Annotated in this window: 22 protein-coding genes; 19 read left to right on the top strand and 3 right to left on the bottom strand. The window is 64.7% G+C overall.

The features are described from left to right. Nucleotides 1–148 precede the first annotated feature (148 nt). The 17 genes from ACQR1W_RS27670 (at nt 149) to lpxB (ending at nt 18,213) form a co-directional block, all read left to right on the top strand. On the top strand, nt 149–1,549 hold the full coding sequence (locus tag ACQR1W_RS27670; protein ID WP_434853774.1) for a S1C family serine protease: 1,401 nt from the start codon (nt 149–151) through the stop codon (nt 1,547–1,549). Beyond that, the gene (locus ACQR1W_RS27665) at nt 1,546–2,508 is read left to right on the top strand and encodes an FHA domain-containing protein (protein ID WP_434853773.1); all 963 of its coding nucleotides are present in this window, start codon (nt 1,546–1,548) and stop codon (nt 2,506–2,508) included. The genes ACQR1W_RS27670 and ACQR1W_RS27665 overlap by 4 nt, the downstream gene beginning before the upstream one ends. Before the next feature lie 214 nt (nt 2,509–2,722). Beyond that, nucleotides 2,723–3,157, top strand: a complete 435-nt coding sequence (locus ACQR1W_RS27660) for a DUF2846 domain-containing protein (RefSeq protein WP_434853772.1) — start codon at nt 2,723–2,725, stop codon at nt 3,155–3,157. Between the two features lie 155 nt (nt 3,158–3,312). Beyond that, entirely contained in the window at nt 3,313–4,305 is a 993-nt protein-coding gene (locus ACQR1W_RS27655) for a 30S ribosomal protein S2 (RefSeq protein WP_008967855.1), read from the top strand. Nucleotides 4,306–4,432: 127 nt separating this feature from the next. After that, the gene (gene tsf / locus ACQR1W_RS27650; RefSeq protein WP_434853771.1) at nt 4,433–5,356 is read left to right on the top strand and encodes a translation elongation factor Ts; all 924 of its coding nucleotides are present in this window, start codon (nt 4,433–4,435) and stop codon (nt 5,354–5,356) included. Nucleotides 5,357–5,425: 69 nt separating this feature from the next. Next, nucleotides 5,426–6,136, top strand: a complete 711-nt coding sequence (pyrH, locus tag ACQR1W_RS27645) for a UMP kinase (protein WP_434853770.1) — start codon at nt 5,426–5,428, stop codon at nt 6,134–6,136. 169 nt (nt 6,137–6,305) lie between these two features. Continuing rightward, entirely contained in the window at nt 6,306–6,869 is a 564-nt protein-coding gene (gene frr, locus ACQR1W_RS27640; protein ID WP_008967858.1) for a ribosome recycling factor, read from the top strand. 12 nt (nt 6,870–6,881) lie between these two features. Further along, nucleotides 6,882–7,640, top strand: coding sequence for an isoprenyl transferase (locus ACQR1W_RS27635; protein ID WP_434853769.1), 759 nt, complete (start codon nt 6,882–6,884; stop codon nt 7,638–7,640). Next, nucleotides 7,637–8,506, top strand: a complete 870-nt coding sequence (locus tag ACQR1W_RS27630; RefSeq protein ID WP_434853768.1) for a phosphatidate cytidylyltransferase — start codon at nt 7,637–7,639, stop codon at nt 8,504–8,506. The genes ACQR1W_RS27635 and ACQR1W_RS27630 overlap by 4 nt, the downstream gene beginning before the upstream one ends. Nucleotides 8,507–8,510: 4 nt before the next feature. Further along, nucleotides 8,511–9,734, top strand: coding sequence for a 1-deoxy-D-xylulose-5-phosphate reductoisomerase (gene dxr, locus ACQR1W_RS27625; RefSeq protein WP_434853767.1), 1,224 nt, complete (start codon nt 8,511–8,513; stop codon nt 9,732–9,734). Between the two features lie 37 nt (nt 9,735–9,771). Further along, complete coding sequence (gene rseP, locus ACQR1W_RS27620) at nt 9,772–10,923, top strand: RIP metalloprotease RseP (protein ID WP_008967862.1); 1,152 nt, start codon at nt 9,772–9,774, stop codon at nt 10,921–10,923. A 178-nt stretch (nt 10,924–11,101) separates the two neighbouring features. Continuing rightward, nucleotides 11,102–13,648: an outer membrane protein assembly factor BamA gene (gene bamA / locus ACQR1W_RS27615; RefSeq protein WP_434853766.1), complete on the top strand. Its 2,547-nt coding sequence runs from the start codon at nt 11,102–11,104 to the stop codon at nt 13,646–13,648. A 143-nt stretch (nt 13,649–13,791) separates the two neighbouring features. Continuing rightward, nucleotides 13,792–14,862, top strand: coding sequence for a UDP-3-O-(3-hydroxymyristoyl)glucosamine N-acyltransferase (gene lpxD, locus ACQR1W_RS27610; protein ID WP_434853765.1), 1,071 nt, complete (start codon nt 13,792–13,794; stop codon nt 14,860–14,862). Beyond that, nucleotides 14,862–15,320, top strand: a complete 459-nt coding sequence (gene fabZ, locus ACQR1W_RS27605; RefSeq protein WP_008967865.1) for a 3-hydroxyacyl-ACP dehydratase FabZ — start codon at nt 14,862–14,864, stop codon at nt 15,318–15,320. Before lpxD ends, fabZ begins: the two co-directional genes overlap by 1 nt. Before the next feature lie 29 nt (nt 15,321–15,349). Next, nucleotides 15,350–16,159 (top strand): acyl-ACP--UDP-N-acetylglucosamine O-acyltransferase, encoded by an 810-nt coding sequence (gene lpxA / locus ACQR1W_RS27600; protein WP_434853764.1) that lies wholly within the window; start codon nt 15,350–15,352, stop codon nt 16,157–16,159. A gap of 6 nt (nt 16,160–16,165) precedes the next feature. Continuing rightward, nucleotides 16,166–17,023 carry an LpxI family protein gene (locus ACQR1W_RS27595; RefSeq protein WP_434853763.1) on the top strand — a complete coding sequence of 286 codons (858 nt, stop codon included), beginning with the start codon at nt 16,166–16,168 and terminating at the stop codon, nt 17,021–17,023. Continuing rightward, on the top strand, nt 17,020–18,213 hold the full coding sequence (lpxB, locus tag ACQR1W_RS27590) for a lipid-A-disaccharide synthase (protein WP_434853762.1): 1,194 nt from the start codon (nt 17,020–17,022) through the stop codon (nt 18,211–18,213). Before ACQR1W_RS27595 ends, lpxB begins: the two co-directional genes overlap by 4 nt. Before the next feature lie 203 nt (nt 18,214–18,416). Here lpxB and gltA read toward each other — a convergent pair whose 3' ends face one another. Together gltA and gltX are read right to left on the bottom strand one after the other, a co-directional pair. Next, the gene (gene gltA / locus ACQR1W_RS27585) at nt 18,417–19,721 is read right to left on the bottom strand and encodes a citrate synthase (protein ID WP_434853761.1); all 1,305 of its coding nucleotides are present in this window, start codon (nt 19,719–19,721) and stop codon (nt 18,417–18,419) included. Nucleotides 19,722–19,852: 131 nt separating this feature from the next. Beyond that, nucleotides 19,853–21,277 (bottom strand): glutamate--tRNA ligase, encoded by a 1,425-nt coding sequence (gltX, locus tag ACQR1W_RS27580; RefSeq protein ID WP_434853760.1) that lies wholly within the window; start codon nt 21,275–21,277, stop codon nt 19,853–19,855. A gap of 133 nt (nt 21,278–21,410) precedes the next feature. Between gltX and ACQR1W_RS27575 the strand changes: the two genes are divergently transcribed. Then, nucleotides 21,411–23,090: a glutamine--tRNA ligase/YqeY domain fusion protein gene (locus ACQR1W_RS27575; protein ID WP_434853759.1), complete on the top strand. Its 1,680-nt coding sequence runs from the start codon at nt 21,411–21,413 to the stop codon at nt 23,088–23,090. A gap of 153 nt (nt 23,091–23,243) precedes the next feature. Here the strand turns inward: ACQR1W_RS27575 and ACQR1W_RS27570 are convergent, their stop codons facing one another. Further along, nucleotides 23,244–23,450, bottom strand: coding sequence for a hypothetical protein (locus ACQR1W_RS27570; RefSeq protein ID WP_008967873.1), 207 nt, complete (start codon nt 23,448–23,450; stop codon nt 23,244–23,246). 147 nt (nt 23,451–23,597) lie between these two features. Here ACQR1W_RS27570 and ACQR1W_RS27565 point away from each other — a divergent pair, with 147 nt between their 5' ends. Beyond that, nucleotides 23,598–25,889, top strand: coding sequence for a ComEC/Rec2 family competence protein (locus ACQR1W_RS27565; RefSeq protein WP_434853758.1), 2,292 nt, complete (start codon nt 23,598–23,600; stop codon nt 25,887–25,889). Nucleotides 25,890–25,955 lie beyond the last annotated feature (66 nt).

Genomic DNA, 25,955 nt, shown 5'->3' with positions numbered 1-25,955 from the left:
CGGCGGAACGCGATGGCCCGTACGCCCCGCGATGATTCAGCCGCGGTTGCAACCGCGCGGTGTTTTCGTTAATGCCGGGCCGCCGGGTCATACGCCGTCGGTCTCTGGTGTGAAACGCCCGGGGCGACGGCGTCTTGCGGGGGCTTGTTTGGAACTGTCGATTGCTAGCGTTTTGCGCGCGCTTCGCGGCTGGGCCGCCGTCGCAGCCGTCCTCTGCAGCATCACCCAGGCTGCAGCCGAGGCTCCGTCCGGCGCTGAGGGCGTCTATGCGTCGGCGCCGCCGCGCCTGCTGCAGATCCGCACGCTGGTCGCAGACGCCGGGCGGCAGACCTCGACGGGCTCCGGATTTCTGGTCTCACCGGACGGGCTTGCGATCACCAATTATCACGTCGTCTCCGACGTGGCGCTCGAGCCGAAGACCTACCGGCTCGAATACACCGCGGCCGACGGAACTCATGGCGACGTCAGCCTGCTCGCCGTCGATCTGCCGAACGACCTCGCGCTCATTCGCGTCGACAAGCATGACGCGCCATATTTCAGCTTCGACAAGGCGGCGCTCGACGGCACCCTGCAGAAGGGCGAGCGGCTCTATTCGCTCGGCAATCCGCTCGACCTCGGTTTTACGATCATCGAGGGCACCTATAACGGCCTGGTCGAGCACAGCTATAACGAGCACATCCATTTCACCGGCGCGCTCAATCCCGGCATGAGCGGCGGCCCCGCGGTCAACGCGCAGGGGCAGGTGGTCGGCGTCAACGTGGCCACCCGCCGCGGCGGTCAGCTGATCAGCTTCCTGGTGCCGGCACGGTTTGCGGCTGCCTTGCTGGAACGATCGCGCGCGCGGAATCCGGCGCCTGCCGATCTGCGCAAGGACGTCACCGCGCAATTGGCGGCATGGCGCGCGGAGCTGTACCACGCGTTCGCCGAGCAGGGATTCCGCGCGGCCTCGCTTGGGACCTATCAGGCACCGGAAACCCGTGCATCGTGGTTCGAGTGCTGGAGCCAGACCAATGCCAGCGCCTCGCCAAAGCCGCGCGCCAGCATCAATTCGACCACCTGCACAGCTGACGCCAGCGTGTTCGTCGCATCCGATCTGAACACTGGCGCGGTCCAGATCAGCAACTCCTACGCCAAGTCGATCGATCTCAACGAATTCCAGTTCGCGACCGCGCTGACGCAGCTGGCGCAGCCGCGTCTGACCACGGGTGGTTCGTTCCGGAAATGGTACACGCCGCAGCGATGCGTGGAGGATTTCGTCGGCTTGGCCCCCAGCGCCGCGACGAACGACGGGAGTTCGGCGAACGCCGCGAATGAAGGCAAAATGCTTGTCGCCGCAAAGCCCCCATCAGCTCAATTGCCGTTGCGCGTGATCTGGTGTGCACAGGGCTATCGCGAGTTCGAGGGCCTGTATGACGTGGTGCTGGTTGCGGTGACGCAGGACCATGGTGACGAAGCGTTGGTCTCGCGCTTGAGCCTACAGGCGATCGCTTATGACGATGCGATGCGGCTCGGCCGGAGTTTCCTCAAAGGGCTGCAGGTCGTCCGATGATCTGGGTCGAGATTCTCTCCCGGCATCGCGACGTCGTTGGACGCTTTCGCGTCGATCGTACCGAGATCACGATCGGCCGCGGCTACGACAACGACGTCATCGTCGATGATCCCTATGTCGCCGCGCAGCACGTCCGCATCGTCAGGGACGACGCCGGACGGCTGGTGGCGGAGGATCTCGGCAGCGCGAACGGTCTTTATCTCGAGAAGAGCAGGAGCCGTTGTGCGCGCGTCGTGCTAGACGGGGTGCAGCCGATCCGGATTGGGCAGAGCCTGGTGCGCATCCGCGAGAGCGGCCATGCGGTCGAGCCCGAGCGGCTCGCAGGGTCAGAGCGCCGATCCCTGCAGGTCTGGGCCGCGGTCGGCCTGGGGCTCGTCCTGCTTGGCATCGATGCGCTACTCATCTGGTTCGGCCAGACCTCCGAGGCGCATCTGTCGGACTATCTGCTGCCTTCGCTGACCTTGGTCGGCACGGCGGCCGCCTGGGTCGGCATATGGTCCTTGCTGTCACGTCTGTTCGCCGGCCGCTCCATGTTTCTGCATCACGTCCTGATCGCGGAAGCGGGAATGCTGGCGTTCTGGCTCTACACCGCGTTTGCGCAGTTCTCCTCGTTTGCCCTGACCTTGCCCGGCGTGTTCTCCTACCAATACATCGCGTCCTGGCTGGTGCTCGCCGCCATCTGTTTCCTGCATCTGCGCGAGGTCGGCCGCACCCATCTGGTGGCAAAGGGCGTCGTGGTCGGGCTGCTGCTGGTGACCGCGATCGCCGTTCAGACGCTGCAGCGGTCGGAGGCATTTGCCAATTCCGGCCGGCAGACCATTTCCCACGTCCTCATGCCGCCATCCTTGCGCCTGGTCCCGCTGCGGGACGAGGCGGCCTTCATGGGCGACATCGAACAGCTGAAGTCCAAGCTGGACGCTGATCGCGCCGAGGTGCGCAAGACCAGCCCTGATCGTTGAGCTCATCAAAGCTGATGGAACTTCAAAGCCACACCTTCCGGCGCAAATCCGGACGTCGGTGTTGCCTTAGGTTGCAAAGGTCCTGGTTCCCGTCATACCGTGACTCCGGGGAACTACGGGGGTGGCAATGGAATGGCGTGCGGTTGCGGGGTTGGGCTTGGCGTTGCTGGTATCTGGGTGCCTGACCGGAAAGGAAGGCACCGAATATGCTGTCATGGCGCAGAAGATCGGCGCGCCACGCTCCGGGCAGTCGCGTATCGTGATCATGAGCCAGAAAGACGCTTGGCTGGATCGGACGTCGTGTGATGCCAAGGTCGACGGGGCGGCGCTGAGCCGGCTCTTGCCAGGCACCTATGTCTACATCGACCGACCAGCCGGGCCGCACCATCTGGTGGCCACCCAGACCCTGTTTCCTGGCGATTCGGTGCTTGATTTCAATACCGAGCCAGGGCGGACCTATTTCTTTTCGATCAGGCCGAGCGAGCGGTCCAGAGCGATGCTGGGTGGCGCACTGGCCTTGGGCATCGTCGGCATGGGCGTGATGGCGGCGGCTTCGTCGGGAGCCGACAATAAGGGTCCGGTCGATTTCGTTCCGCTCCAGGAGGCCCAGGCGAGACCCGCCCTGGCCGAGCTTTTGCAGGCCGAATAGGCCCAATTTCCTTGCGTTGCGCGAAAATCCAGCTATATAGCGCGCCATCTCACACGGAAACTTGGCTCTCTTGAGAGGGCGTCCGGTGGCAAACCGGGCCGCGAGGCTCGCATTTGCTCACGCGTTTCCGGAGGAACCAACCGGAGAATAGATCCATGGCGCTGCCCGATTTCACTATGCGTCAGCTGCTCGAAGCTGGCGTGCACTTTGGTCACCAGTCTCACCGCTGGAATCCGAAAATGGCCGATTTCATTTTCGGGACCCGTAACAACATCCACATCATCGACCTCGCCCAGACCGTGCCGCTGCTGCACACGGCGCTGCAGGCCGTCAGCGACACCGTCGCCAAGGGCGGCCGCATCCTGTTCGTCGGCACCAAGCGCCAGGCCCAGGACACTGTGGCCGACGCGGCGAAGCGTTGCGCGCAGTATTTCGTCAATTCGCGCTGGCTCGGCGGCACGCTGACCAACTGGAAGACGATCTCGGCCTCGATCAAGCGGCTGCGTCATCTCGACGAGGTTTTGTCCTCGGGCGAAGCCAACTCCTACACCAAGAAGGAGCGCCTGACCCTGCAGCGCGAGCGCGACAAGCTCGACCGTTCGCTCGGCGGCATCAAGGACATGGGCGGCCTGCCCGACATGATCTTCGTGATCGACACCAACAAGGAAGACATCGCGATCCAGGAGGCTCAGCGCCTCAACATCCCGGTCGCCGCGATCGTCGACACCAATTGCGATCCCAAGGGCATCACCTATGTGGTGCCGGGCAATGACGACGCCGGCCGCGCCATATCGCTGTATTGCGAGCTGATCGCGCGTGCTGCGATCGACGGCATTTCGCGGGCACAAGGGGAGCTCGGCATCGACATCGGCGCCTCCGCGACGCCGATCGAGGAGGAGCTGCCGACGGCGCCGACCGCCTCGACGTTCCAGGGCCTGCCTGGTCCGCGCGGCACCGCCGACGACCTCAAGAAGCTCACCGGCGTGTCCGGCACGATCGAGAAGAAGCTGAACGATCTCGGCATATTCCACTACTGGCAGCTCGCCGAGCTCAACCACGACACCGCGCACCAGGTCGCCGAGGAAGTCGGTCTTCCGAACCGGGCCGATGCCTGGGTCGCCCAGGCGAAGTCGCTGGCCGACGCTTAATTAGAGCCCATATGCTATGGCCGGCGTCACACGCCGGCCATCACGACCGATCTACGGATTTCCTGGAGACGGACGGCGCGCGCGATTCGGCGCGGCCCGCGCTCCGCCAGGCAAAAGGACGCTCACAATGGCTACTATCACCGCAGCGATGGTCAAGGACCTGCGCGAGTCGACTGGCGCAGGCATGATGGATTGCAAGGCCGCGCTCACCGAGACCGACGGCGATATCCAGGCCGCGCAGGATTGGCTGCGCAAGAAGGGCCTCTCCAAGGCGGCGAAGAAGGCCGGCCGCGTCGCGGCTGAGGGTCTGATCGGCGCGCTGACCTCGGGCAAGAAGGGCGTGCTGGTCGAGGTCAATTCCGAGACCGACTTCGTCGCGCGCAACGAGCACTTCCAGGGCCTCGTGAAGCTGATCGCGCAGGTCGCGCTCGACGTCGGCGCCGATGTCGAGAAGATCAAGGCGGCCAAGGTCGGCAGCATCACCGTGGAGGCTGCGATCGCGGACTCGATCGCGACCATCGGCGAGAACCAGACGCTGCGCCGTGCCGCCAGCCTCGAGGTCGGCCAGGGCGTGGTGTCGAGCTACGTTCATGGCGCCGTGATCGAAGGCGCCGGCAAGATGGGCGTCATCGTCGCGTTGGAATCGCCCGGCAAGACCGATGAGCTGGCGCTTCTCGGCCGTCAGCTCGCGATGCATGTCGCGGCCGCCAATCCGCAGGCGATCGAGCCTGCGGGCCTGGACGCCGACCTCGTGAAGCGCGAGAAGGACGTCCTCGCCGACAAGTACCGTCAACAGGGCAAGCCGGAAAACGTGATCGAGAAGATCGTCGAATCCGGCCTGAAGACCTTCTACAAGGAGGTCTGTCTGCTCGAGCAGGCCTTCATCCATGACAGCGGCAAGTCGGTCGCGCAGGCGCTGAAGGAAGCCGAGGGCAAGGTCGGTGGTCCGATCAAGGTCGCCGGCTTCGTGCGCTACGCGCTGGGCGAGGGCATCGAGAAGGAAGAGACCGACTTCGCCGCCGAAGTCGCCGCCGCCAGCGGCAAGAAGTAAGCAAAGGCGGACATGGGAAGGCCCGGCGCCATGCGGCGCCGGCTTGCGCGGGATAGGGAAGCATAGCACATGGCTGAGCCGGTCTATCGTCGCGTCGTGGTCAAGCTGTCCGGCGAATATCTCGCAGGACCCCATTCCTTCGGCATCGACCAGCCGACCGTCGACCGCATCGCCGGCGACCTGATCGAAGCGCAACAGCTCGGTGTCGAGATTGTCGTCGTCGTCGGCGGCGGCAACATGGTTCGTGGTGTGTCGGCCCAGGGGGTCTCGCGGACCACCGGCGACACCATGGGCATGCTCGCCACGATCATGAACTGCCTGGCTCTGGAAGCCGCGATCGAGCGCAAGGGTACGCCGGCCAAGGCGCTGTCGGCCTTCGTGATGCCGGAGATCTGCGAGCTGTTCACCCGCGCTGCAGCGCACAAGCATCTGGCCGAGGGCCGGATCCTGCTGCTCGGTGGCGGCACCGGTAACCCGTTCTTTACGACCGACACCACGGCCGTGCTGCGCGCCGCCGAGATCAATGCCCAGGCGGTGCTCAAGGCGACCAATGTCGACGGCGTCTATAGTGCCGATCCGAAGCAGGATCCCGCGGCGCAGCGATTTGACCGGCTGACCCATTCCCAGGCGATCGAGGGCGGCTACAAGGTGATGGATGCGACCGCATTCGCGCTTGCTCGCGAGACGTCGCTGCCTATCATTGTGTTCTCGATTGCCGAACCCGGCTCGATCGGTGCCATGTTGCAGGGCGCGGGTCGCGGTACCATCGTCGCCGGCTGACCTGCGCGGGCGGCCGCCGACCGGTTCGTCCGCTCGCAGCGAGCAGTCGAACCGAAAGCGAAACAAGGATTTGCTGATAGTCCTTCCGAATCCGAAGCAAGCGCGCGATGCGAGACTTAAAGACGCGCAAGTCGGATGCGAAGCGACGGGTTGCAGAAAGGAAAGCGTGATGTCCACCGGACCGTTCGACCTCAACGAATTGAAGCGCCGCATGCATGGCGCCACCCAGTCGCTCAAGCATGAACTCAACGGTCTGCGCACCGGCCGTGCCTCGGCCTCGATGCTCGAGCCGGTCCAGGTCGAGGCCTATGGCTCGCACATGCCGCTCAACCAGCTTGCGACTGTATCGGTGCCGGAGCCGCGGCTGTTGTCGGTCCAGGTCTGGGACCGCTCGATGGTGAAGGCGGTGGAGAAGGCGATCGTCGATTCCAATCTCGGACTGACGCCGGCGACCGAGGGGCAGGTGCTGCGCCTGCGCGTTCCCGAACTGAACCAGGAGCGCCGCAAGGAGCTCGTCAAGGTCGCGCATAAATATGCGGAAGCCGCGCGCGTTGCCGTGCGCCACGTCCGTCGTGACGGTCTCGATACCGTCAAGAAGCTGGAAAAGAATCACGAGATTTCCGAGGATGATCAGGAGCGCTTCGCTGCCGACGTGCAGAAGGCGACGGATGCCGTGATCGCCGAGATCGACCAGATGCTGGCGGCGAAGGAAAAGGAAATCCTGACCGTCTGAAGGGTGCATCTCATGTCCAATGCCGCGGCCCCGGTGACGGAGGCGTCGGGCCGGCCCGATGGGCCGGCTCATGTCGCCATCATCATGGATGGCAATGGCCGCTGGGCCGCGGCCCGCGGGCTGCCGCGCGCCGAGGGACATCGCCGCGGCGTCGATGCGCTGAGGCGCGTGGTCAGTGCATGCCCTGAGCTCGGCATCCGCCATCTCACGATCTATTCCTTCAGCTCGGAAAACTGGTCGCGCCCGGCCAGCGAGATCGGCGATCTGTTCGGTCTGTTGCGGCGCTTCATCCGCAACGATCTTGCGACACTGCATCGCGACGGGGTGCGGGTGCGGGTGATCGGCGAGCGAACCGGGCTGGAGGCCGACATCTGTGCGCTCTTGAGCGAGGCCGAGGAGCTGACCCGTCACAACACCAAGCTCACGCTGGTGGTCGCGTTCAACTATGGCTCGCGCCAGGAGATCGCGCGCGCCGCGCAACAGCTTGCGCGCGAGGTGGCCGAAGGCAAGCGCGACGTCGCGTCCATCGATGCCGAGGCGATCAGCAGCCATCTCGATACGCCCGACATTCCCGACCCCGATCTCATCATCCGCACCAGCGGCGAGCAGCGGCTGTCGAATTTCCTGATGTGGCAGGCTGCCTATAGCGAGCTGGTTTTTGTGCCCATTCACTGGCCCGACTTCGACAAGGCCGCGCTCGAAGGCGCGATCGCCGAGTTCGGTCGGCGGGAACGTCGCTTCGGCGGCCTCGTGGCGAAAACCGCATCGTGAGCAAAACCGACACCGCAAGCGCTGTCGACGCCGCCAAGGGGCCGCAGCCAAACAAGGGTGCGCAGCATAATTTGCTCATGCGCGTGGTGGCAGCCGTGGTGCTGATCCCGCTCGCCCTAGGCGCGGCCTATGCCGGCGGCGTGTTCTGGACGGCGCTCGTGACGGTGGCGGCTGTCGGGCTCTATGTCGAATGGCTGATGGTGGTCGGGGAGGTGCGGGCGGTCGGCGTCACCGTGACCGGCGCGTTGCTGCTCGCCATCTCCGGCGTGTGCCTTGCACTCGGCCTCGTCGATTTTGCAGTCGTCGTTCTCGGGCTTGGACTTGTCGTGGTCGTCGTGCTGGCTGCCGGCCATCGCAGCTGGGCCGCGGCTGGGTTCGTCTACACGGCGGCCGCACAGCTCGCTTCGGTGCTGGTGCGGCTTGATTACGACCATGGCTGGTTCGCCCTGGTGCTGGTTCTTCTGGTGGTGTGGGCGAGCGATATCGGCGGCTATGTTGCGGGACGCGGCATCGGCGGGCCGAAGCTTGCGCCGCGGATCAGCCCGAACAAGACCTGGGCCGGTGCGATCGGCGGCTTTGCCGGCAGTCTGGTTGTCGCTGCCGGATGGGCAGCGTCGGGCGCCGGCAATTTGGGACCGCTGCTCGCCGTTGCTGCCGTTCTGTCCGTTGTGTCACAGCTCGGCGACCTCTTCGAGTCCGCGGTCAAGCGGCACTTCGGGGTCAAGGATTCCAGTCACATCATCCCGGGCCATGGCGGCCTGTTGGATCGACTCGACGGTTACGTCGCCGCGATTGTGTTCGCGGCCATTTTAGGCTTGGTGCGGGGCGGCCTCGATGGCGTCGGCCGCGGTCTCTTGATGTGGTGAAACCATGAGCGCAGTTCCATTGCGGAATAACAAGGCCATGGCGGCGGCGGTGCGCAGCATCACCGTGCTGGGGGCGACCGGATCGATCGGCGACAGCACGATGGATCTGCTGCGGGCCTCGCCCGAGCGCTATCGGGTCGAGGCCTTGACCGGCAACAGCAACGTGCAGGGGCTGGCGAAGCTCGCCCGCGAATTCCGCGCCCGTTTCGTCGCGGTGGCCGATTCGTCGCGCCTGTCCGAATTGCGCGAGGCGCTGGCCGGGACGGGGATCGAATGCGGGGCAGGGGAGAGCGCCATCACCGAGGCCGGCGCACGCCCGGCCGACTGGGTGATGGCTGCCGTTTCCGGCGCCGCCGGATTGAAGCCGGCGCTCGCCGCCGTCGATCGCGGTGCGACGGTGGCGCTGGCCAACAAGGAATGCCTGGTCTGTGCCGGCGATATGTTCATGCAGCGGGCCGCCAAAGCCGGCGCCTGCATTCTGCCCGCCGATTCCGAACACAACGCGCTGTTCCAGGCGCTGTCGTCGGGCAATCGCGAGGAGCTTGTGCGGGTCATCATCACGGCGTCCGGCGGACCGTTCCGCACCTGGGCCGCGGCCGATATCGAGCAGGCGACCCTGGCGCAGGCTCTGAAACATCCTAACTGGAGCATGGGCCAGAAGATCACGATCGATTCGGCCTCGATGATGAACAAGGGCCTCGAGGTGATCGAAGCCTCCTATCTGTTCGCGCTTTCGCCTGACGAGATCGACGTGCTGGTGCATCCGCAGTCGATCATCCACGGCATGGTCGAGTTTTCGGATTGTTCGGTGGTGGCCCAGCTCGGAACGCCCGACATGCGCACCCCGATCGCCCACTGCCTGGGCTGGCCGGACCGGATCAAGGGACCGGCGGCGAAGCTCGACCTTGCCAAGATCGGCACCCTGACCTTCGAAGCGCCGGATTTCGCGCGCTTTCCCGCCCTGCGGCTGGCCTACGACTCGCTGCGCACCGGCCACGGCGCGACCACCGTGTACAACGCCGCCAACGAGGTGGCGGTGGCGGCGTTTATCGCTGGCCAGATCAGGTTCGGCGCCATCGCCCGCCTGGTCGAGGCGACCCTGGAGGATTGGACCCGGTCAGGTAATTTGGCACCGCTGACGTCGGCCGACGATGCCATCGCCATTGACCATAACGCGCGAAAATTGGCCGCATCCCTCTTGCCTCAAATTGCCTTAAAAGCATCTTAGAGGGTTGGGGGGCGCCGGCCCACGGGAAGGGAATCGGATGTCCGAATTTTTCCAGCATGTTTTCAATACGTTGAGCCATGGCCTGTTAGGCTATATCGTCCCCTTCCTGTTCGTGCTGACGATCGTCGTCTTCTTTCACGAACTCGGCCACTTCCTGGTGGCGCGCTGGGCGGGCGTGAAGGTCTTAACGTTTTCACTCGGATTTGGTCCGGAACTGATCGGTTTCAACGACCGCCACAACACCCGCTGGAAGATCTCCGCCATTCCGCTTGGCGGCTACGTCAAGTTCTTCGGTGATGAGAGCGAGGCCTCGACTCCGTCGGCCGAAGCGCTGGCGAAGATGACGGCCGAGGAACGGGCCGGCAGCTTCCACCACAAGAGGGTAGGGCCGCGGGCGGCGATCGTCGCCGCCGGCCCGATCGCCAATTTCATTCTCGCGATCATCATCTTCGCCGGCATGGCGCTGTATTTCGGCAAGCCGAGCTCGACCCCGCGGGTCGACGCGGTGCAGGCCGACAGCGTCGCGGCGGCAGCCGGCTTCAAGGTCGGCGACATCGTCACCTCGATCGACGGCGAAAAGATCGACAGTTTTGCCGACATGCAGCGCATCGTGTCGGTCAATGCCGGCTCGGAGCTGACCTTCAACGTCAAGCGGGACGGCGCCGATCTGACGCTGAAGGCCGCGCCGGCGCTGAAGGAGGTCAAGGACCTGTTCGGGAACACCCACCGAATCGGTCAGCTGGGCATCCAGTACAACGCGCGCCCTGACGAATCACGCTCGGTTCCGGTCGGCGTTGTCGAGGCGGTGAAGATCGGCTTCGAGCAGGTCTGGTTCATCATTTCGACCACCTTCAAGTTCGTCACCTCCATCTTCGTCGGGGCCGGCAGCGCCGGTGACGTTCGCGGGGTGATCGGGATTGCCCAACTGTCCGGCCAGGCGGCGAGCCTTGGTTTCCAGTTTATCGTGCAGCTGTGTGCGACCCTGTCGGTCTCGATCGGGCTCCTGAACCTGTTCCCGGTCCCGCTGCTCGATGGCGGCCATCTCCTGTTTTATGCGGTCGAGGCCGCCAGGGGCCGGCCTTTGTCGGAGCGGGCCCAGGAAATGGGGTTCCGAATCGGTTTGGGCCTTGTTCTAATGCTGATGGTGTTTGCAACCTATAACGACATCCTGCACCTCGCGGGGTCCTGACCGCGGCTTTTGTATGACGTGGCCGATGGGCAACGTTTTGAAACGAAAATGAAAATACGGAGACATCCAGCGTTTGCCGCCTAGGTGAAATTGGCTACAAGCGAAACGACCAAAATGGGAATCTGTCTGTTCCGTAGGGGTACGGAGCCGACAACGGAATGATAAGGGCGCGTTGCGCATGAAGTTTGGATTGCGAGTGCGGGGGGGCGTGCTGGCCGCTCTGATCATGTTCGCTGTGCCGGTGGCAATGCCGCTGGCGGGCGTGGTCATTTCGCCAGCTGCCGCACAGACGGTGAATTCGATCGAGGTCGTCGGCAATCGCCGCGTCGAGGTCGAGACGATCCGCTCCTATTTCAAGCCAGGTCCAGGCGGCGCGCTGGGGCCGGGCCAAATCGATGATGGCCTGAAGGCCTTGATCGAGACCGGCCTGTTCCAGGACGTGCAGATCAACCGACAGGGCGGGCGCATCGTCGTCACCGTGGTCGAGAATCCCGTGATCGGTCGCGTTGCCTTCGAGGGCAACAAGAAGATCAAGGACGAGCAGCTGACGGCCGAGGTGCAGTCCAAGCCGCGCGGCACCTTCTCGCGGCCGATGGTGCAGTCGGATGCCCAGCGAATCGCCGAGATCTACCGCCATTCGGGCCGCTACGACGTCCACGTCACGCCTGAGATCATCGAGCAGCCGAACAACCGCGTCGACCTGGTCTTCACGATCGAGGAAGGCGCCAAGACCGGCGTCAAGTCGATCGAATTCGTCGGCAACAATGCGTTCTCGGCCTATCGCCTGAAGGACGTGATCAAGACCCACGAATCCAACCTCTTGAGCTTCCTGGGCGGCAACGACGTCTACGATCCGGACCGCGTCGAGGCCGACCGCGATCTGATTCGGCGCTTCTACCTGAAGAACGGCTACGCCGACGTTCAGGTCGTGGCCGCGCTGACCGAATACGATCCGGAAAAGAAGGGCTTCCTGGTCACCTTCAAGATCGAGGAAGGCCAGCAATATCGGGTCGCGTCGGTCGACTTCCAATCGACCATCGCCGCGCTCGATCCCAACTCGCTGCGCTCCTTCTCGCGCGTCAATGTCGGCTCGCTCTACAACGTCGAGAACGTCGAGAAGTCGGTCGAGGAAATGCAGATCGAGGCGTCGCGGCGGGGCTATGCCTTTGCCGTGGTGCGTCCGCGTGGCGACCGCAATTTCGAGGCGCATACCGTGTCGGTCGTGTTCGCGATCGACGAAGGCCCGCGCACCTATATCGAGCGCATCAACGTCCGCGGTAACACCCGCACCCGCGATTACGTGATCCGCCGCGAGTTCGACATCTCGGAAGGTGACGCCTACAACCGCGCCCTGGTCGACCGTGCCGAACGGCGCTTGAAGAACCTCGACTTCTTCAAGAGCGTGAAGATCACGACCGAGCCGGGCTCCTCCAGCGACCGCGTGATCCTGATCGTCGATCTCGAAGAGAAATCGACCGGCGACTTCTCGGTCTCGGGCGGCTATTCGACCACGGATGGCGCGCTGGCCGAAGTCTCGATCTCTGAGCGCAACTTCCTGGGGCGGGGCCTGTTTGCCAAGGCGTCGGTGACCTATGGCCAGTTCGCGCGCGGCTACTCGCTCTCCTTCGTCGAGCCGTATCTGCTGGACTATCGCGTCGCGCTGGGCCTCGACCTCTATCAGCGCCAGCAGCTCGCCAACAACTTCATCTCCTACGGTACCAAGACGCTGGGCTTCAGCCCGCGGCTCGGGTTCCAGCTCCGCGAGGACCTCTCGCTGCAGCTGCGCTACTCGATCTACCAGCAGGAGATCACGCTGCCGGCGACGCTGGCGAACTGTAACAACATCGCCCCGAACAACGGCCAGATTCCCTTCAACCCGACGCCAGCCTTCATCAATGCCAATCTGGGCGGCGTCGATCCGACCGGGAATAATGGGTTGGGCTGTTTTGCCGACGGCGAGGCATCGCTGCCGGTGCGCAAGGAACTGGCGAATGGCCGCTCGCTGACCTCGGCGCTGGGCTATACGCTGACCTACAACACGCTCGACAACAACAAGAACCCGACCGACGGCCTCTTGATCGATTTCAAGCAGGACTTCGCGGGCGTGGGCGGCGACGTGTCCTACCTGAAGACCGCGCTGGACGCGAAATACTTCACGCCGCTGGTCTCGGATATCGTCGGCATCGTCCACCTCCAGGGCGGTATCCTGAACAAGGTCGGCAATACCGAACTGCGCATGCTCGACCACTTCCAGATGGGTCCGAACTTGGTTCGCGGCTTCGCCCCGAACGGCATCGGTCCGCGTGACATCAATCCGTTCGGAACGATGGACGCGATCGGCGGCACCAAGTACTGGGGCGCTTCGTTCGAACTGCAGATGCCGTTCTGGTTCCTGCCCAAGGAAGTGGGTCTGAAGGGCGCAGTCTATGCCGACGCCGGCGGCCTGTGGGGCTATCAGGGCCCGACGTCCTGGGCGCAGACCGGCGAAGTCAACACGCCCGGCTGTATCCGGCCGACGCCAGCCACCGCGACGGTGCCTGCCAATCCGGGAACCTGCCTTGGCCTCGTGTTCGACGACCAGAACAAGGTCCGGAGCTCGGTGGGTGTCGGTCTGGTGTGGCAGTCTCCGTTCGGTCCGCTGCGGTTCGACTACGCGGTCCCGCTCACCAAAGGTCAGTTTGACCGCACCCAGGAGTTCCGGTTCGGCGGCGGTACCAGCTTCTGATACTGAACGGGTTGACCCGCTACGTATTCGCGTGAATAACGCGCTGATGGTGTAGGATTGAGCTCGGCTCCGGGGCACCGGAGCCGAGCTTTTGATTCTTGATCACCTGCCGCATGATCACCTGCCGCACTGTGACGGATGGAATGGCTGAGCCGAGCTTCTTTCAACAACGCGCTCCGATGACGCTGGCTGCGATCGCGGCCGCCACCAAGGCCACCCTGGTCGATAGCTCCAGGGGCGAGCAGGTGGTCAGGGGGCTGGCTTCGCTCGACGAAGCTGGTCCTAAGCATCTGGCCTTCTTCGATAACCTCAAATATGTCGATCAGCTCGCCGCGACCAAGGCCGGGGCCTGTCTGGTCAGCCCGCGCTTCGAGGCGCGCGTGCCCGCCCACGTCGCGGTCTTGCGCATCGCGCAGCCGTTTCGGGCTTTCGTCCAGCTCGCGCGCGAGTTGCACAAGGATGCGCTGAGGCCGCAATCCTGGTTCGGCTGCGACGGCATCGCGCCGCAGGCGATCATCGATCCGACCGCACGGCTGGAAGATGGCGTGATCGTCGAGCCGCTCGCGGTGATCGGCGCCCATGTCGAGATCGGGACCGGCACCGTCGTGGGCGCCGGCGCCGTCATCGGGCCTCACGTCAAGATCGGTCGCGACTGCAATGTCGGCGCGCGGACGGTGATCCAATGCGCGCTGATCGGCAATGACGTGCTGATCCATCCCGGCTGCAGCATCGGGCAGGACGGTTACGGCTTCCTGTTCTTCGGACCGGATGGCCACCTCAAGGTGCCGCAGACCGGACGGGTGCTGATCCAGAACAACGTCGAGGTCGGCGCAGGCACCACCATCGACCGCGGCAGCCTGCGCGACACCGTGATCGGCGAGGGCACCAAGGTCGATAACCAGGTCCAAATTGGCCACAATGTCACAATCGGCCGGCATTGCCTGCTGGCGGCCCAGATCGGGCTGGCGGGAAGCCTCACGATCGGCGACAACGTTGCGCTTGGAGCCAAGGTCGGCATCAATAATCACCTGAAGATCGGTGATGGCGCGCAGGTAACCGCGATGAGCGCGGTCAAGGACGACATCCCGCCGAACGGGCGATGGGGCGGCCATTTCGCCAAGCCGACCAAGCAGTGGTTTCGCGAGATCGTTGCGGTGGAGCGGCTGGTGCGCGACATGACCGCGGCGAATCCGAAGGACGAAGGACAGGAGTGATGGAGGAGTCACCGATCAGGTTTGCGGACATCGACATCAACGAGATCCTGAAAACGCTTCCGCACCGTTATCCGTTTCTCCTGATCGACCGCGTCAAGAACATCCGCGCCGACTACAGCGGCATCGGCGTCAAGAACGTCTCGATCGGCGAGCCTTGCTTCCAGGGTCATTTTCCCGAGCGGCCGGTCTATCCGGGCGTGCTGATGATCGAGGGCATGGCGCAGACCGCAGGCGTGATCGGCATCAAATCGGTCGAGGGCACCGATAAGCCGCGCGCGGTCTATTTCCTCACCATCGACAAGTGCAAGTTCCGCAAGCCGGTGCTGCCCGGCCAGACCATCGAATATCACATGCGCTCGATCGGCCGCCGCAAGACCATGTGGTGGTTTCACGGCGATGCCAAGGTCGACGGCGTCACGGTGGCGGAAGCCGATGTCGGCGCCATGCTGACGGACTGATGTGCCGATACGAGTTGATTGCGTGAGACATGAGCAAGATTGATCCTACCGCCCGCGTCGAGGATGGCGCCATCATCGGCGACGGCACCGTGATCGGTCCCTATTGCATGGTCGGGCCGAACGTCGTGATCGGTGCGAACTGCAGGCTGATCTCCCACGTCCAGATCATGGGGCACACGACGATCGGCGACGACAACGTGATCTCGCCGTTTGCCGTGCTCGGCGGCGCGCCGCAGGATCTGAGCTATCGCGGCGAGCCGCACCGGCTCGTGATCGGCTCCGGCTGCACGATCCGCGAGGGCGTGACGATGAATATCGGCACCACCAAGGGCGGCGGTTTGACGACCATCGGCGACCGCGGCTTCTTCATGAACAACGCCCACGTCGCCCACGATTGCGCTGTCGGAAACGACGTGATCTTCGCGACCTCGGCCACGCTCGGCGGCCATGTCGAAGTCGGCGATGCCGTCTATATCGGCGGATTGTCGGCGGTGCACCAGTTCACCCGGATCGGCCACGGCGTCATGGTCGGCGGCGTCTGCGGCGTCCGCGGCGACATCATCCCCTACGGTCTCGTCAACGGCCAGTATGCGGTGTTGGAAGGGTTGAACATTATCGGCATGAAGCGCCGCAAATTCACCCGCGACCGGCTCGCCACGGTGCGCGCCTTCTATCAGAAGCTCTTCCATGGTCCCGGCGTGTTCGCCGAGCGCCTGGCCGCCGTGCGTCCGCTGGCCGGCGAGGATCCCGCGATCGCGGAGATCCTCGCCTTCATCGACGGCAGCAGGCATCGTGCGCTCTGCCTTCCTGAGACCGACCGGCCCACGGCCGAGAATTAGCGCGTCATGAGCGAAGCGACTGTCGAGATTGCGTCGCCGGTCGGTTTGATTGCCGCCGGCGGTGTCATGCCGTTTGCGGTCGCCGATGCGATGGTCGCGCGCGGATTGACGCCGGTTCTGTTCGCGTTGAAGGGCATCTGCGATCCGAAGCCACTTACCCGCTTTCGCCATCACTGGATCGCGCTTGGCCAGCTTGGCCACGCCGTGAAGCTCTTGAAGGCCGAAGGCTGTCGCGACCTGTTGTTCATCGGCAATCTGGTCCGCCCCGCATTGTCGGAAATCCGGATCGATCTGGGCACGCTGCGCGAACTGCCGCGCATCTGGGCCTCGTTCCGAGGCGGCGACGACCATTTGCTGTCGGGGGTCGCACGCATCTTCGAGCGTCACGGCTTTCGCATGGTCGGGGTCAAGGACGTCGCGCCCAGCCTGTTCGTTCCTGAGGGACGGCTCACACGCCGTCGGCCGGACGACCTTCTGGTGGAGGACATTGCCAAGGGGCTCACCGTGCTGCGAGCGCTGGCGCCGTTCGATGTCGGCCAGGCCGTGGTGGTGGTCGACGGGCATGTCGTTGCGGTCGAAGATATCGAGGGCACGGACGGGCTTCTGGCGCGCATTGCCCGCCTGCGCACCAGCCGCCGCATTCGCGCGGCTGCCGGGCGGGGCGTGCTGGTGAAGGCGCCCAAAGCCGGCCAGGATCTCCGGTTCGATCTGCCGACGATCGGTCCGCGCACGATCGAGGGCGTTGCCGCCGCGGGTCTCGCCGGCGTGGCGGTCGCTGCCGGCCACACGCTGATTGCCGAGCCGCAGCAGACCATCGCGGCCGCCGATCGTGCCGGCCTGTTCGTGATGGGCGTGGTGGCATGATGGCGCGGATGCCCGACGGTCCGGCGCTGCGCAAGATCTGCCTGGTCGCGACGGAGGAGTCCGGCGACCGGCTCGGCGCCAGCCTGATGAAGGTGCTGCGGCAGCGCCTTGGTGATGCGGTGGAGTTCTCCGGCGTCGGCGGTCGCGGCATGGCGCGAGAAGGATTGACGTCGCTGTTTCCGATCGAGGAACTGTCGATCGTCGGCTTCTCGGCGGTGGTGAAGCAGCTGCCGAAGATCCTGCGGCTGATCGGGCAGACCGTCGATGCGATCCTGACGTCGACGCCTGATATCCTCGTCATCATCGACAGCCCCGACTTCACCCAACGCGTGGCGCGGCGCGTGCGCGCCCGCAACGCTGCGATTCCAATCGTCAATTATGTGGCGCCGACGGTGTGGGCGTGGCGGCCGGGCCGGGCGCGCGCGATGCGCGCTTACGTCGACCACGTTCTGGCGCTGCTGCCGTTCGAGCCGGAGGAATTCCGCAAGCTCAATGGCCCGCCTTGCACTTACGTCGGCCATCCCCTGATCGAGCAGCTTTCAATGCTGCGACCGAATGCGGACGAGCAGGAGCGGCGCAATGCACAGCCGCCGGTGCTGCTTGTCCTGCCCGGCAGCCGGCGCAGCGAAGTGGCGCGGCACATGGCGGTGTTCGGGCAGACCCTGGATGCTCTGCGTGCGAAGGGGCTGGCCTTCGAGGCATTGTTGCCGACCACGCCACACCTGGAAAGCGCTGTCAGGGATGGACTGGCGAGCTGGCAGGTTACCCCGCAGATCGTGATCGGCGAGGCGGAGAAGCGCCAAGCCTTTCGGATCGCGCGCGCGGCGCTCGCCAAGTCCGGCACCGTGACCCTGGAGCTTGCGATCTCCGGCGTGCCGATGGTGACCGCCTATCGCGTCGGCGAGCTGGAAGCCTTCATCCTGCGCCGCGTGATCCGTGTGCAATCCGTCATTCTCGCCAATCTCGTGATCGGCGAGAACATCATCCCGGAATATCTGCAGGAGGCCTGCACGGCCGAGAATCTCGCGCCTGCCTTGGCCGAGGTGCTGGCCGATAGTCCGGCGCGGACACGGCAGTGCGAGGCCTTTGCCAGGCTCGATCAGATCATGGCCACTGGTGCTGCGTCTCCGAGCGTGCGCGCCGCCGATATCGTGCTGCAGGTGATGCGCCAGGGTAGGCTGCCGAGTTAGTTCGGCTCGAGGTACTTAGAGCCCGGTTCGGGAAATTGGAAACCGGTTTTCCGAAGAGATAATGCTGCATCAACTGCACAGTCTCGCTTTGGTCATTGCGAGGAACGAAGCGACGAAGCGCTCGCAATGACGGCCGATACAGAAAACAAAAACGGCGCCGTCAGGGTTGACGGCGCCGTTCGCGAACCGGATGCAGTGAGCGCTTACTTGCGCTTGTCCATGGCGACGTATTCGCGGGTGGTGAGGCCGGTGAAGAGTTGGCGCGGACGGCCGATCTTCTGCTGCGGATCCTCGATCATCTCGCTCCACTGGCTGATCCAGCCTACGGTACGGGCGACCGCGAACAGCACGGTGAACATCGAGACCGGGAAGCCCATCGCCTTCAGCGTGATGCCCGAGTAGAAGTCGACGTTCGGATACAGCTTGCGCTCGATGAAGTAGGGGTCGCTCAGCGCGATCTTCTCCAGCTCCAGCGCGACCTTCAGCATCTGGTCGTCGGCGTGGCCGGTCTCCTTCAGCACCGCGTGACACATCTTCTGCATGATGCGCGCGCGCGGATCGTAGTTCTTGTAGACACGATGGCCGAAGCCCATCAGCCGCACGTCGCTGTTCTTGTCCTTCACCTTGGCGATGAATTCCGGAATTTTGTCGACGGTGCCGATCTGGGCCAGCATGTTCAGCGCGGCTTCATTGGCGCCGCCATGCGCCGGACCCCAGAGGCAGGCGATGCCGGCCGCGATGCAGGCGAACGGGTTGGCGCCCGAGGAGCCAGCGATGCGCACGGTCGAGGTCGATGCGTTCTGCTCGTGGTCGGCGTGCAGGATGAAGATCTTGTCGAGCGCGTCGGCGAGCACCGGGTTCGGCTTGTACTCCTCGCACGGCACCGCAAAGCACATGTTGAGGAAGTTCTCGGTGAAGGACAGCGCGTTCTTCGGATACACGAAGGGCTGGCCGATCGTATATTTGTAGGCCATCGCCGCGAGCGTCGGGATCTTCGCGATCATCCGCATCGAAGCGATCATGCGCTGCTGCGGATCGTTGATGTCGGTGGAGTCGTGATAGAACGCAGCGAGCGCACCGACCGAAGCGACCATCACCGCCATCGGGTGGGCATCGCGGCGGAAGCCCTGGAAGAAGCGGGCCATCTGCTCGTGCACCATGGTGTGATGGGTCACGCGATAGTCGAAATCCTGCTTCTGCGCCTTGGTCGGCAGCTCCCCGTAGAGAAGGAGGTAGCAGGTTTCGAGGAAGTCGCCGTGCTCGGCGAGCTGCTCGATCGGGTAGCCGCGATATTGCAGCACGCCGGCGTCGCCATCGATATAGGTGATTTTGGACTGGCAGCTCGCGGTCGAGGTGAAGCCCGGATCATAGGTGAACATGCCGGTCTGGGCGTAGAGCTTGCCGATATCGATGACATCGGGGCCCACGCTGCCGCTCAGGATCGGAAGATCGTAGGTCTTGTTGCCGAGGGTGAGCGTGGCGGTTTTCGTAGCGGAATCTGCGTCCATCGTGGTGTCCCCGAGGAGATCGTTAGGCGCCCTTTCTTCTAGATGGCAGGGCGAGTGGACTTGTCTAGTGCGGTGCCGCGCAAATGCGTATCGTATTGCCCTGTGCGCTGCAAGATGGGGTCAATTCGACCTTATACGGTAACCTGGTCCTTAAGTCGGCCTAAGGATTCATCACGCCCGAGCACCGCCAGCACTTCGAAAATGCCGGGCGAGGTGGTCCGCCCGGTCAGCGCTGCCCGCAGCGGCTGCGCCACGGCGCCGAGCTTCAGATCGTTGGCCTCGGCGAACTTGCGCAGCGCCGCCTCCGTCGCCTGGCCGCTCCAGGGTTCGACGGTCTCCAGTGCCTGGTACAGCCGCCCGATCAGGGCACGATTATCAGGCGTCAGCAGGGCTGCCGCCTTGGCGTCGATCGGGAGCGGCCGCTCGGCGAAGATAAAGCCGGCCGCGTCGATCAGCTCCAGAAGCGTCTTGGCGCGCTCTTTCAGGCTCGGCATCGCCATCAGGAGCTGGGCGCGTGTCCGATCGTTGAGCTTGGGCTTCAGCGCCGCTCCCTGCGGGGCATAGTTCAGCACGTCCTCGAACATCGCCACCAGCGCCGGATCGTCGGTGTGACGAATGTAATGCCCGTTCAGATTTTCGAGTTTGGCGAAGTCGAAGCGCGCCGCCGAGCGGCCGATGGCCGGCAGATCGAAGGCCTTGATCATCTCCTCGGTGGAGAAGATCTCCTGGTCGCCATGGCTCCAGCCGAGCCGCACCAGGTAATTGCGCAGCGCTGCCGGCAGATATCCCATCGCACGGTAGGCATCGACGCCAAGCGCGCCGTGCCGCTTGGACAGCTTCGAGCCGTCGGGCCCGTGGATCAGCGGAATGTGGGACATCGACGGCACGGCCCAGCCCAGCGCATCGTAGATCTGCTTCTGGCGCGCAGCATTGATCAGATGATCGTCGCCGCGGATGATGTGGGTGACGCCCATGTCGTGGTCGTCGACGACCACCGCCAGCATATAGGTCGGATTGCCGTCGCCCCGGAGCAGCACGAGGTCGTCGAGGTTCTCGTTCTGCCAGACCACGCGGCCCTGCACCTGGTCCTCGATCACGGTCTCGCCGGTCAGGGGCGCGCGCAGCCGGATCGTCGGCTTGACGCCGTCAGGCGCATCCTTCGGGTCGCGGTCGCGCCACATGCCGTCGTAGAGCCGGGTGCGGCCTTCCGCGCGTGCCTTTTCGCGCATGGCTGCCAACTCCTCCGGGCTGGCATAGCAGCGGTACGCCATGCCGCCGGCGAGCAGCTGTTCGGCGACCTCGCGATGGCGCGCGGCGCGACTATATTGGTAGATGACCTCGCCGTCCCAATCGAGCCCGAGCCATTTCAGCCCGTCCAGGATGGCGTCGATCGCCGCCGCGGTCGAACGCTCCCGGTCGGTATCCTCGATTCGAAGCAGCATCTTGCCGCCGCGACCGCGCGCGTAGAGCCAGTTGAACAGGGCCGTCCGGGCGCCTCCGATGTGGAGAAAACCGGTCGGCGAGGGGGCAAAGCGCGTGATGATGGGAGCGGTCATGGGCGGCAGCGGCAGCAATTTCGGGGCTTAAGGGGCGGGGGGTGTATAGCAGGCCCTGCGCATAACTAAAGCCTTCCGTGGGGATGGCGGATTTGGCACATACTGTTTCACGATCCGAAGCAGGACAGGTTTGATGACGACGACAGACACGACGGCCGAGACCGGGCGCGATTTCATCCGCGACATCGTTCAGGCCGATCTCGACAGCGGCAGGCACAAGACGGTCGTGACCCGGTTCCCGCCGGAGCCGAACGGCTATCTGCATATCGGCCATGCCAAGTCGATAGCCCTCAACTTCGGTATCGCCCAGGAGTTCGGTGGCCGCTGCCATCTGCGCTTCGACGACACCAACCCGGCCAAGGAGGAGCAGGAATATATCGATTCCATCCAGGCCGACGTGCGCTGGCTCGGCTATGACTGGGCCGACAACCTGTTCTACGCCTCGGATTATTTCGACCGGCTCTACGACTGGGCGGAGGGGCTGATCAAGGCCGGCCTCGCTTATGTCGACGACCAGTCGCAGGAGGAGATCCGGACCTCGCGCGGCACCCTGACCGAGGCCGGCAAGAACAGCCCGTTCCGCGACCGTCCGGTCGAGGAGAATCTCGATTTGTTTCGGCGGATGAAGGCGGGCGAATTCCCGAATGGCGCGCGTGTGCTGCGCGCCAAGATCGACATGGCGGCCGGCAACATCAATCTGCGCGATCCCGTGCTCTATCGCATCCTGCACGCGCACCATCCGCGCACCGGCGATGCATGGTCGATCTATCCGAGCTACGATTACGCCCACGGCCAGTCGGACGCGATCGAAGGCATCACCCATTCGATCTGCACGCTCGAATTCGAGGACCATCGGCCGCTCTACGACTGGTTTCTGGACAAGCTGCCGGTGCCGTCGCATCCGCATCAGTACGAATTCGCGCGCCTCAATCTCACCTACACGCTGCTGTCCAAGCGCGTGCTGACGCGGCTGGTCCAGGAGGGCCATGTCTCCGGCTGGAATGACCCGCGCATGCCGACGATTGCGGGGCTGAAGCGCCGCGGCGTGCCGCCGGCGGCGGTCCGCGAATTCGTCAAGCGGATCGGGGTCGCCAAGTCCAACAGCGTCGTTGATGTCGGCATGCTGGAGTTCTGCATCCGCGAGGAGCTCAACCGCACGGCGCTTCGCCGCATGGCGGTGCTGCGCCCGCTGAAGGTGGTGATCGAGAATTATCCGGAAGGACAGGTGGAAGAGCTCGAGGCCATCAACCACCCCGATGATCCCTCGGCCGGCACGCGCAAAATCGCGTTCGGCCGCGAGCTCTATATCGAACAGGACGATTTCATGGAGAACCCGCCGAAGAAGTTCTTCCGGCTGTCTCCGGGCACCGAGGTCCGGCTGCGCTATGCCTATTTCATCAAGTGTCGCGAGGTGATCAAGAACGCCGCGGGCGACATCGTCGAGCTCCGCTGCACCTATGATCCCGCAACAAAGGGTGGCAACGCGCCCGACGGACGCAAGGTCAAGGCAACCATGCACTGGCTGCCGGCGGCACAGTCGAAGCCGGCCGAGATCCGGATCTACAATCAGCTGTTCGCGAACCCTGCACCCGATGCGGCGAATTTCGCGGCCGACCTCAATCCGAACTCGCTCGAGATTCTGGAGGACGCGCGGATCGAGCCGGCGATCGCAGAGAGCAATTCCGATGCGCCGATGCAGTTCGAGCGGCAGGGTTATTTCGTGCGCGACCCCGACTCGCGGCCTGACAAGCTCGTGTTCAACCGCACGATCGGCTTGCGCGACAGCTTTGCCAAGGAAGTGGCGAAGGGCTGAGGGCTGCCATCACCGCCGTCAATCCGTGTGGTCGCACCCGAGCGGCGACCGCGCGAGATGGCTTGCCATCTTGCACGTGACTTGTTGCTGACGGGGTGTGCGTGTTGCTTGTGGGGAGCGACCGAGCGGCGGCGGCGCGCTTAAGTCCTATCCTCACTCGATCGTGTCGAGGCCGGCTTGCGTCAGCACCGGCCCGCCGTCCGCGACCTCGACGAGACCACGCTCGGTCAAGAGCCGCAGATCATCATCGCTTACAGGCGCGAGCGATAGACGTCGCGCCTTGATGTCGCGCAACGCCCAGCGGAGATGAATCGCCTGCTCGAGACCGAGATCGGCGAATGGATTATCCTGGTCGACCATGCCGTCACTAACCGCCGAGCACGAGGAAAGTTCCTCGACCTCCTGAAGGGGCCGATCACCCCCCCCTTTAAGATTCCCGTTCCGTTCCGCTAGCCGCCTGCTTGCACCTTCCGGTAGCTTTTGCCGGAGTTCAGGAGTGCGAGTGTGATGGCGGAGCCGGACAGGCCGCCGGGCCGGGGGCGCGGCTTTGCCGCGGCCGTCGCGGATGTCTGGCCGCCCCGCCGGGCGGCGCAGGCCGGCGCTTATCTCGCGGACACCGAGACATGGTCGTCGTGGCTTGCGAAACTCAAGGCCTGGGCGCGTGCCGAGTCCGGGGCAGGGCGGCTCCTGCCCTGGGTGCCGGTCGCCTTTGGTGCGGGGATCGCGCTCTACTTCACGGCCGATCACGAGCCCGTGCTGTGGGTGGCGGCGACACTGGCGCTGATACTCTCTGCCGCGGCCTTCCTGCTGCGGCGTCACCGGCTGTTTCCGATCGCGGTGATGATCGCGGCCACCGCCGCGGGCTTCGCCGTCGCGACGGCGAGGACGGCGCGGCTCGCGCATACGGTGCTGGCGCGGCCGCTTTATTCGGTCGCGCTGTCTGGCTTTGTCGAGACCCGCGACATCCGCGAGCGCTCGGACCGCTTCGTGCTGCGCGTCACCGAGATGGAGAGCCCGCGCGGCGAGATCACGCTGGCGCGGGTGCGGCTGTCGGTGAAGAAGGGCATGGCGCCCGATGTCGGCAGCTTCGTAGAACTGAAGGCGCGGCTGTTGCCGCCGCTCGCGCCATTGCGGCCGGGCGCCTACGATTTTGCGCGCGACATGTTCTTCCAGGGCATCGGTGCATCCGGCTTCGTGATGGGCGCGATCAAGACGGTCGCCCCGCCCCAGGAGGGCGGCTTTGGCTTGCGCTACGCCGCCTTCATGCAGGACCTGCGCGACACGATCGACGCGCGCATCCGCGCCCGGCTCGATGGCGATGAGCGCGCCATCGCGACCGCGCTGCTGACCGGGCGCCGGGATGCCATCACCACCCCGGTGAACGATGCGATGTTCATCTCCGGGCTCGGCCATGTGCTGTCGATCTCGGGCTATCACATGGCGGTGGTCGCCGGCGTCGTGTTCTTTGCGGTTCGCGCGCTTCTCGCGTTGATCCCCGGGCTCCATGTCAGCCATCCCATCAAGAAATGGGCTGCCATTGCGGCGCTGATTGCGGCGGCGTTCTATCTGCTGCTGTCGGGTGCTGAGGTCGCCACCCAAAGATCCTTTTACATGACGGCGGTCGTGCTGATCGCGGTCATGGTCGACCGCCGCGCCATCACCTTCCGCACGCTTGCGGTCGCCGCGATGATCGTGCTGGTGATCGCGCCGGAGGCGCTGGTGCATCCGAGCTTTCAGATGTCGTTCGCTGCCACCTTGGGATTGGTCGTGCTGGTGCAGTTGGGTCTGCCGCAGCTGTTCGCGACGCCGGACAGCTCGAGCGCCGCGCGCGTCGCGATGTGGGGCGGCCGCGAGCTCATGATGCTGCTGTTCGCCTCCCTGGTCGCGGGGCTCGCGACCACGCCTTACGCCGCCTTCCATTTCCATCGCGTGACGCCTTATGGCGTGCTCGCCAATCTCGCGGCGATGCCGGTCGTTTCGGCCCTCGTGATGCCGGCGGGACTGTTGGGGCTCGCGGCCGCGCCGCTCGGCCTCGATGGTCCGTTCTGGTCGCTGATGGGATGGGGCATCGACTGGATGATCGCGGTGACGCGCTGGGTCGCAGCCTTGCCGGGTGCGGTCGGGCGTGTCACCGCGTTCGGCATCGGCCCTCTGATCGCGGCAAGCCTCGGCCTGGTCGTGATGGGGTTCCTGCGCACGCCGCTGCGCTGGTCCGGCGCCGTTGTGCTCGCAGGCTCGATCCTCTGGGCGATGATGACGCCGCAGCCCGATATCATGATCTCCGGCGATGCCCGCAATGTCGCGGTGCGTGGCCGCGACGGCCGGCTGCATCTGATGCGGACTGGCAAGGATGTCTTTCTGGTCCAGGAATGGCTCGCCGCGGATGCGGATGCACGCACGTCGGCCGATGCCTCGCTTGCTGACGGCGTCTCCTGCGATGACGCAGGCTGCGTGGTGCCGTTTGCCGATGGGCGCTTCGTCTCGCTCGCGCTGCGCGCCGAGGCGCTGGAGGACGATTGCGCACGGGCCGCTTTGATCATCACCATCAGGCCGGCGCCGTCGGACTGCGCCGCGTCGGTGGTCGATCGCGACCGGCTGCAGCATCAGGGCGCGCTGGTACTGACGCAGCGCGGGCCAGGCTTTGCCGTCGAGGCCGTCCGGCCTCAGGGCACGCAGCGTCCGTGGTGGCCTGCCGCGGCCGATGCAACCGATTTCGAGACGACCCTCACGCCGCGTTCGCCTGCGTCACGCTCCCAGGACGCAACGCCGCCGGAGACGGAGCAGCAGCAGGAAGACTGACGTGTGAGCAAGCGACATTGCTGCAATGTTGGAGATCTGTTTGATGGCAACTTGAGGTTCGGCCAC

This window comes from Bradyrhizobium sp. HKCCYLS1011, from assembly GCF_051167795.1.
Classification (GTDB): domain Bacteria; phylum Pseudomonadota; class Alphaproteobacteria; order Rhizobiales; family Xanthobacteraceae; genus Bradyrhizobium.
The sequence above is the reverse complement of the archived record's forward strand: the minus strand, read 5'-3'. Positions and strand labels throughout refer to the sequence as shown.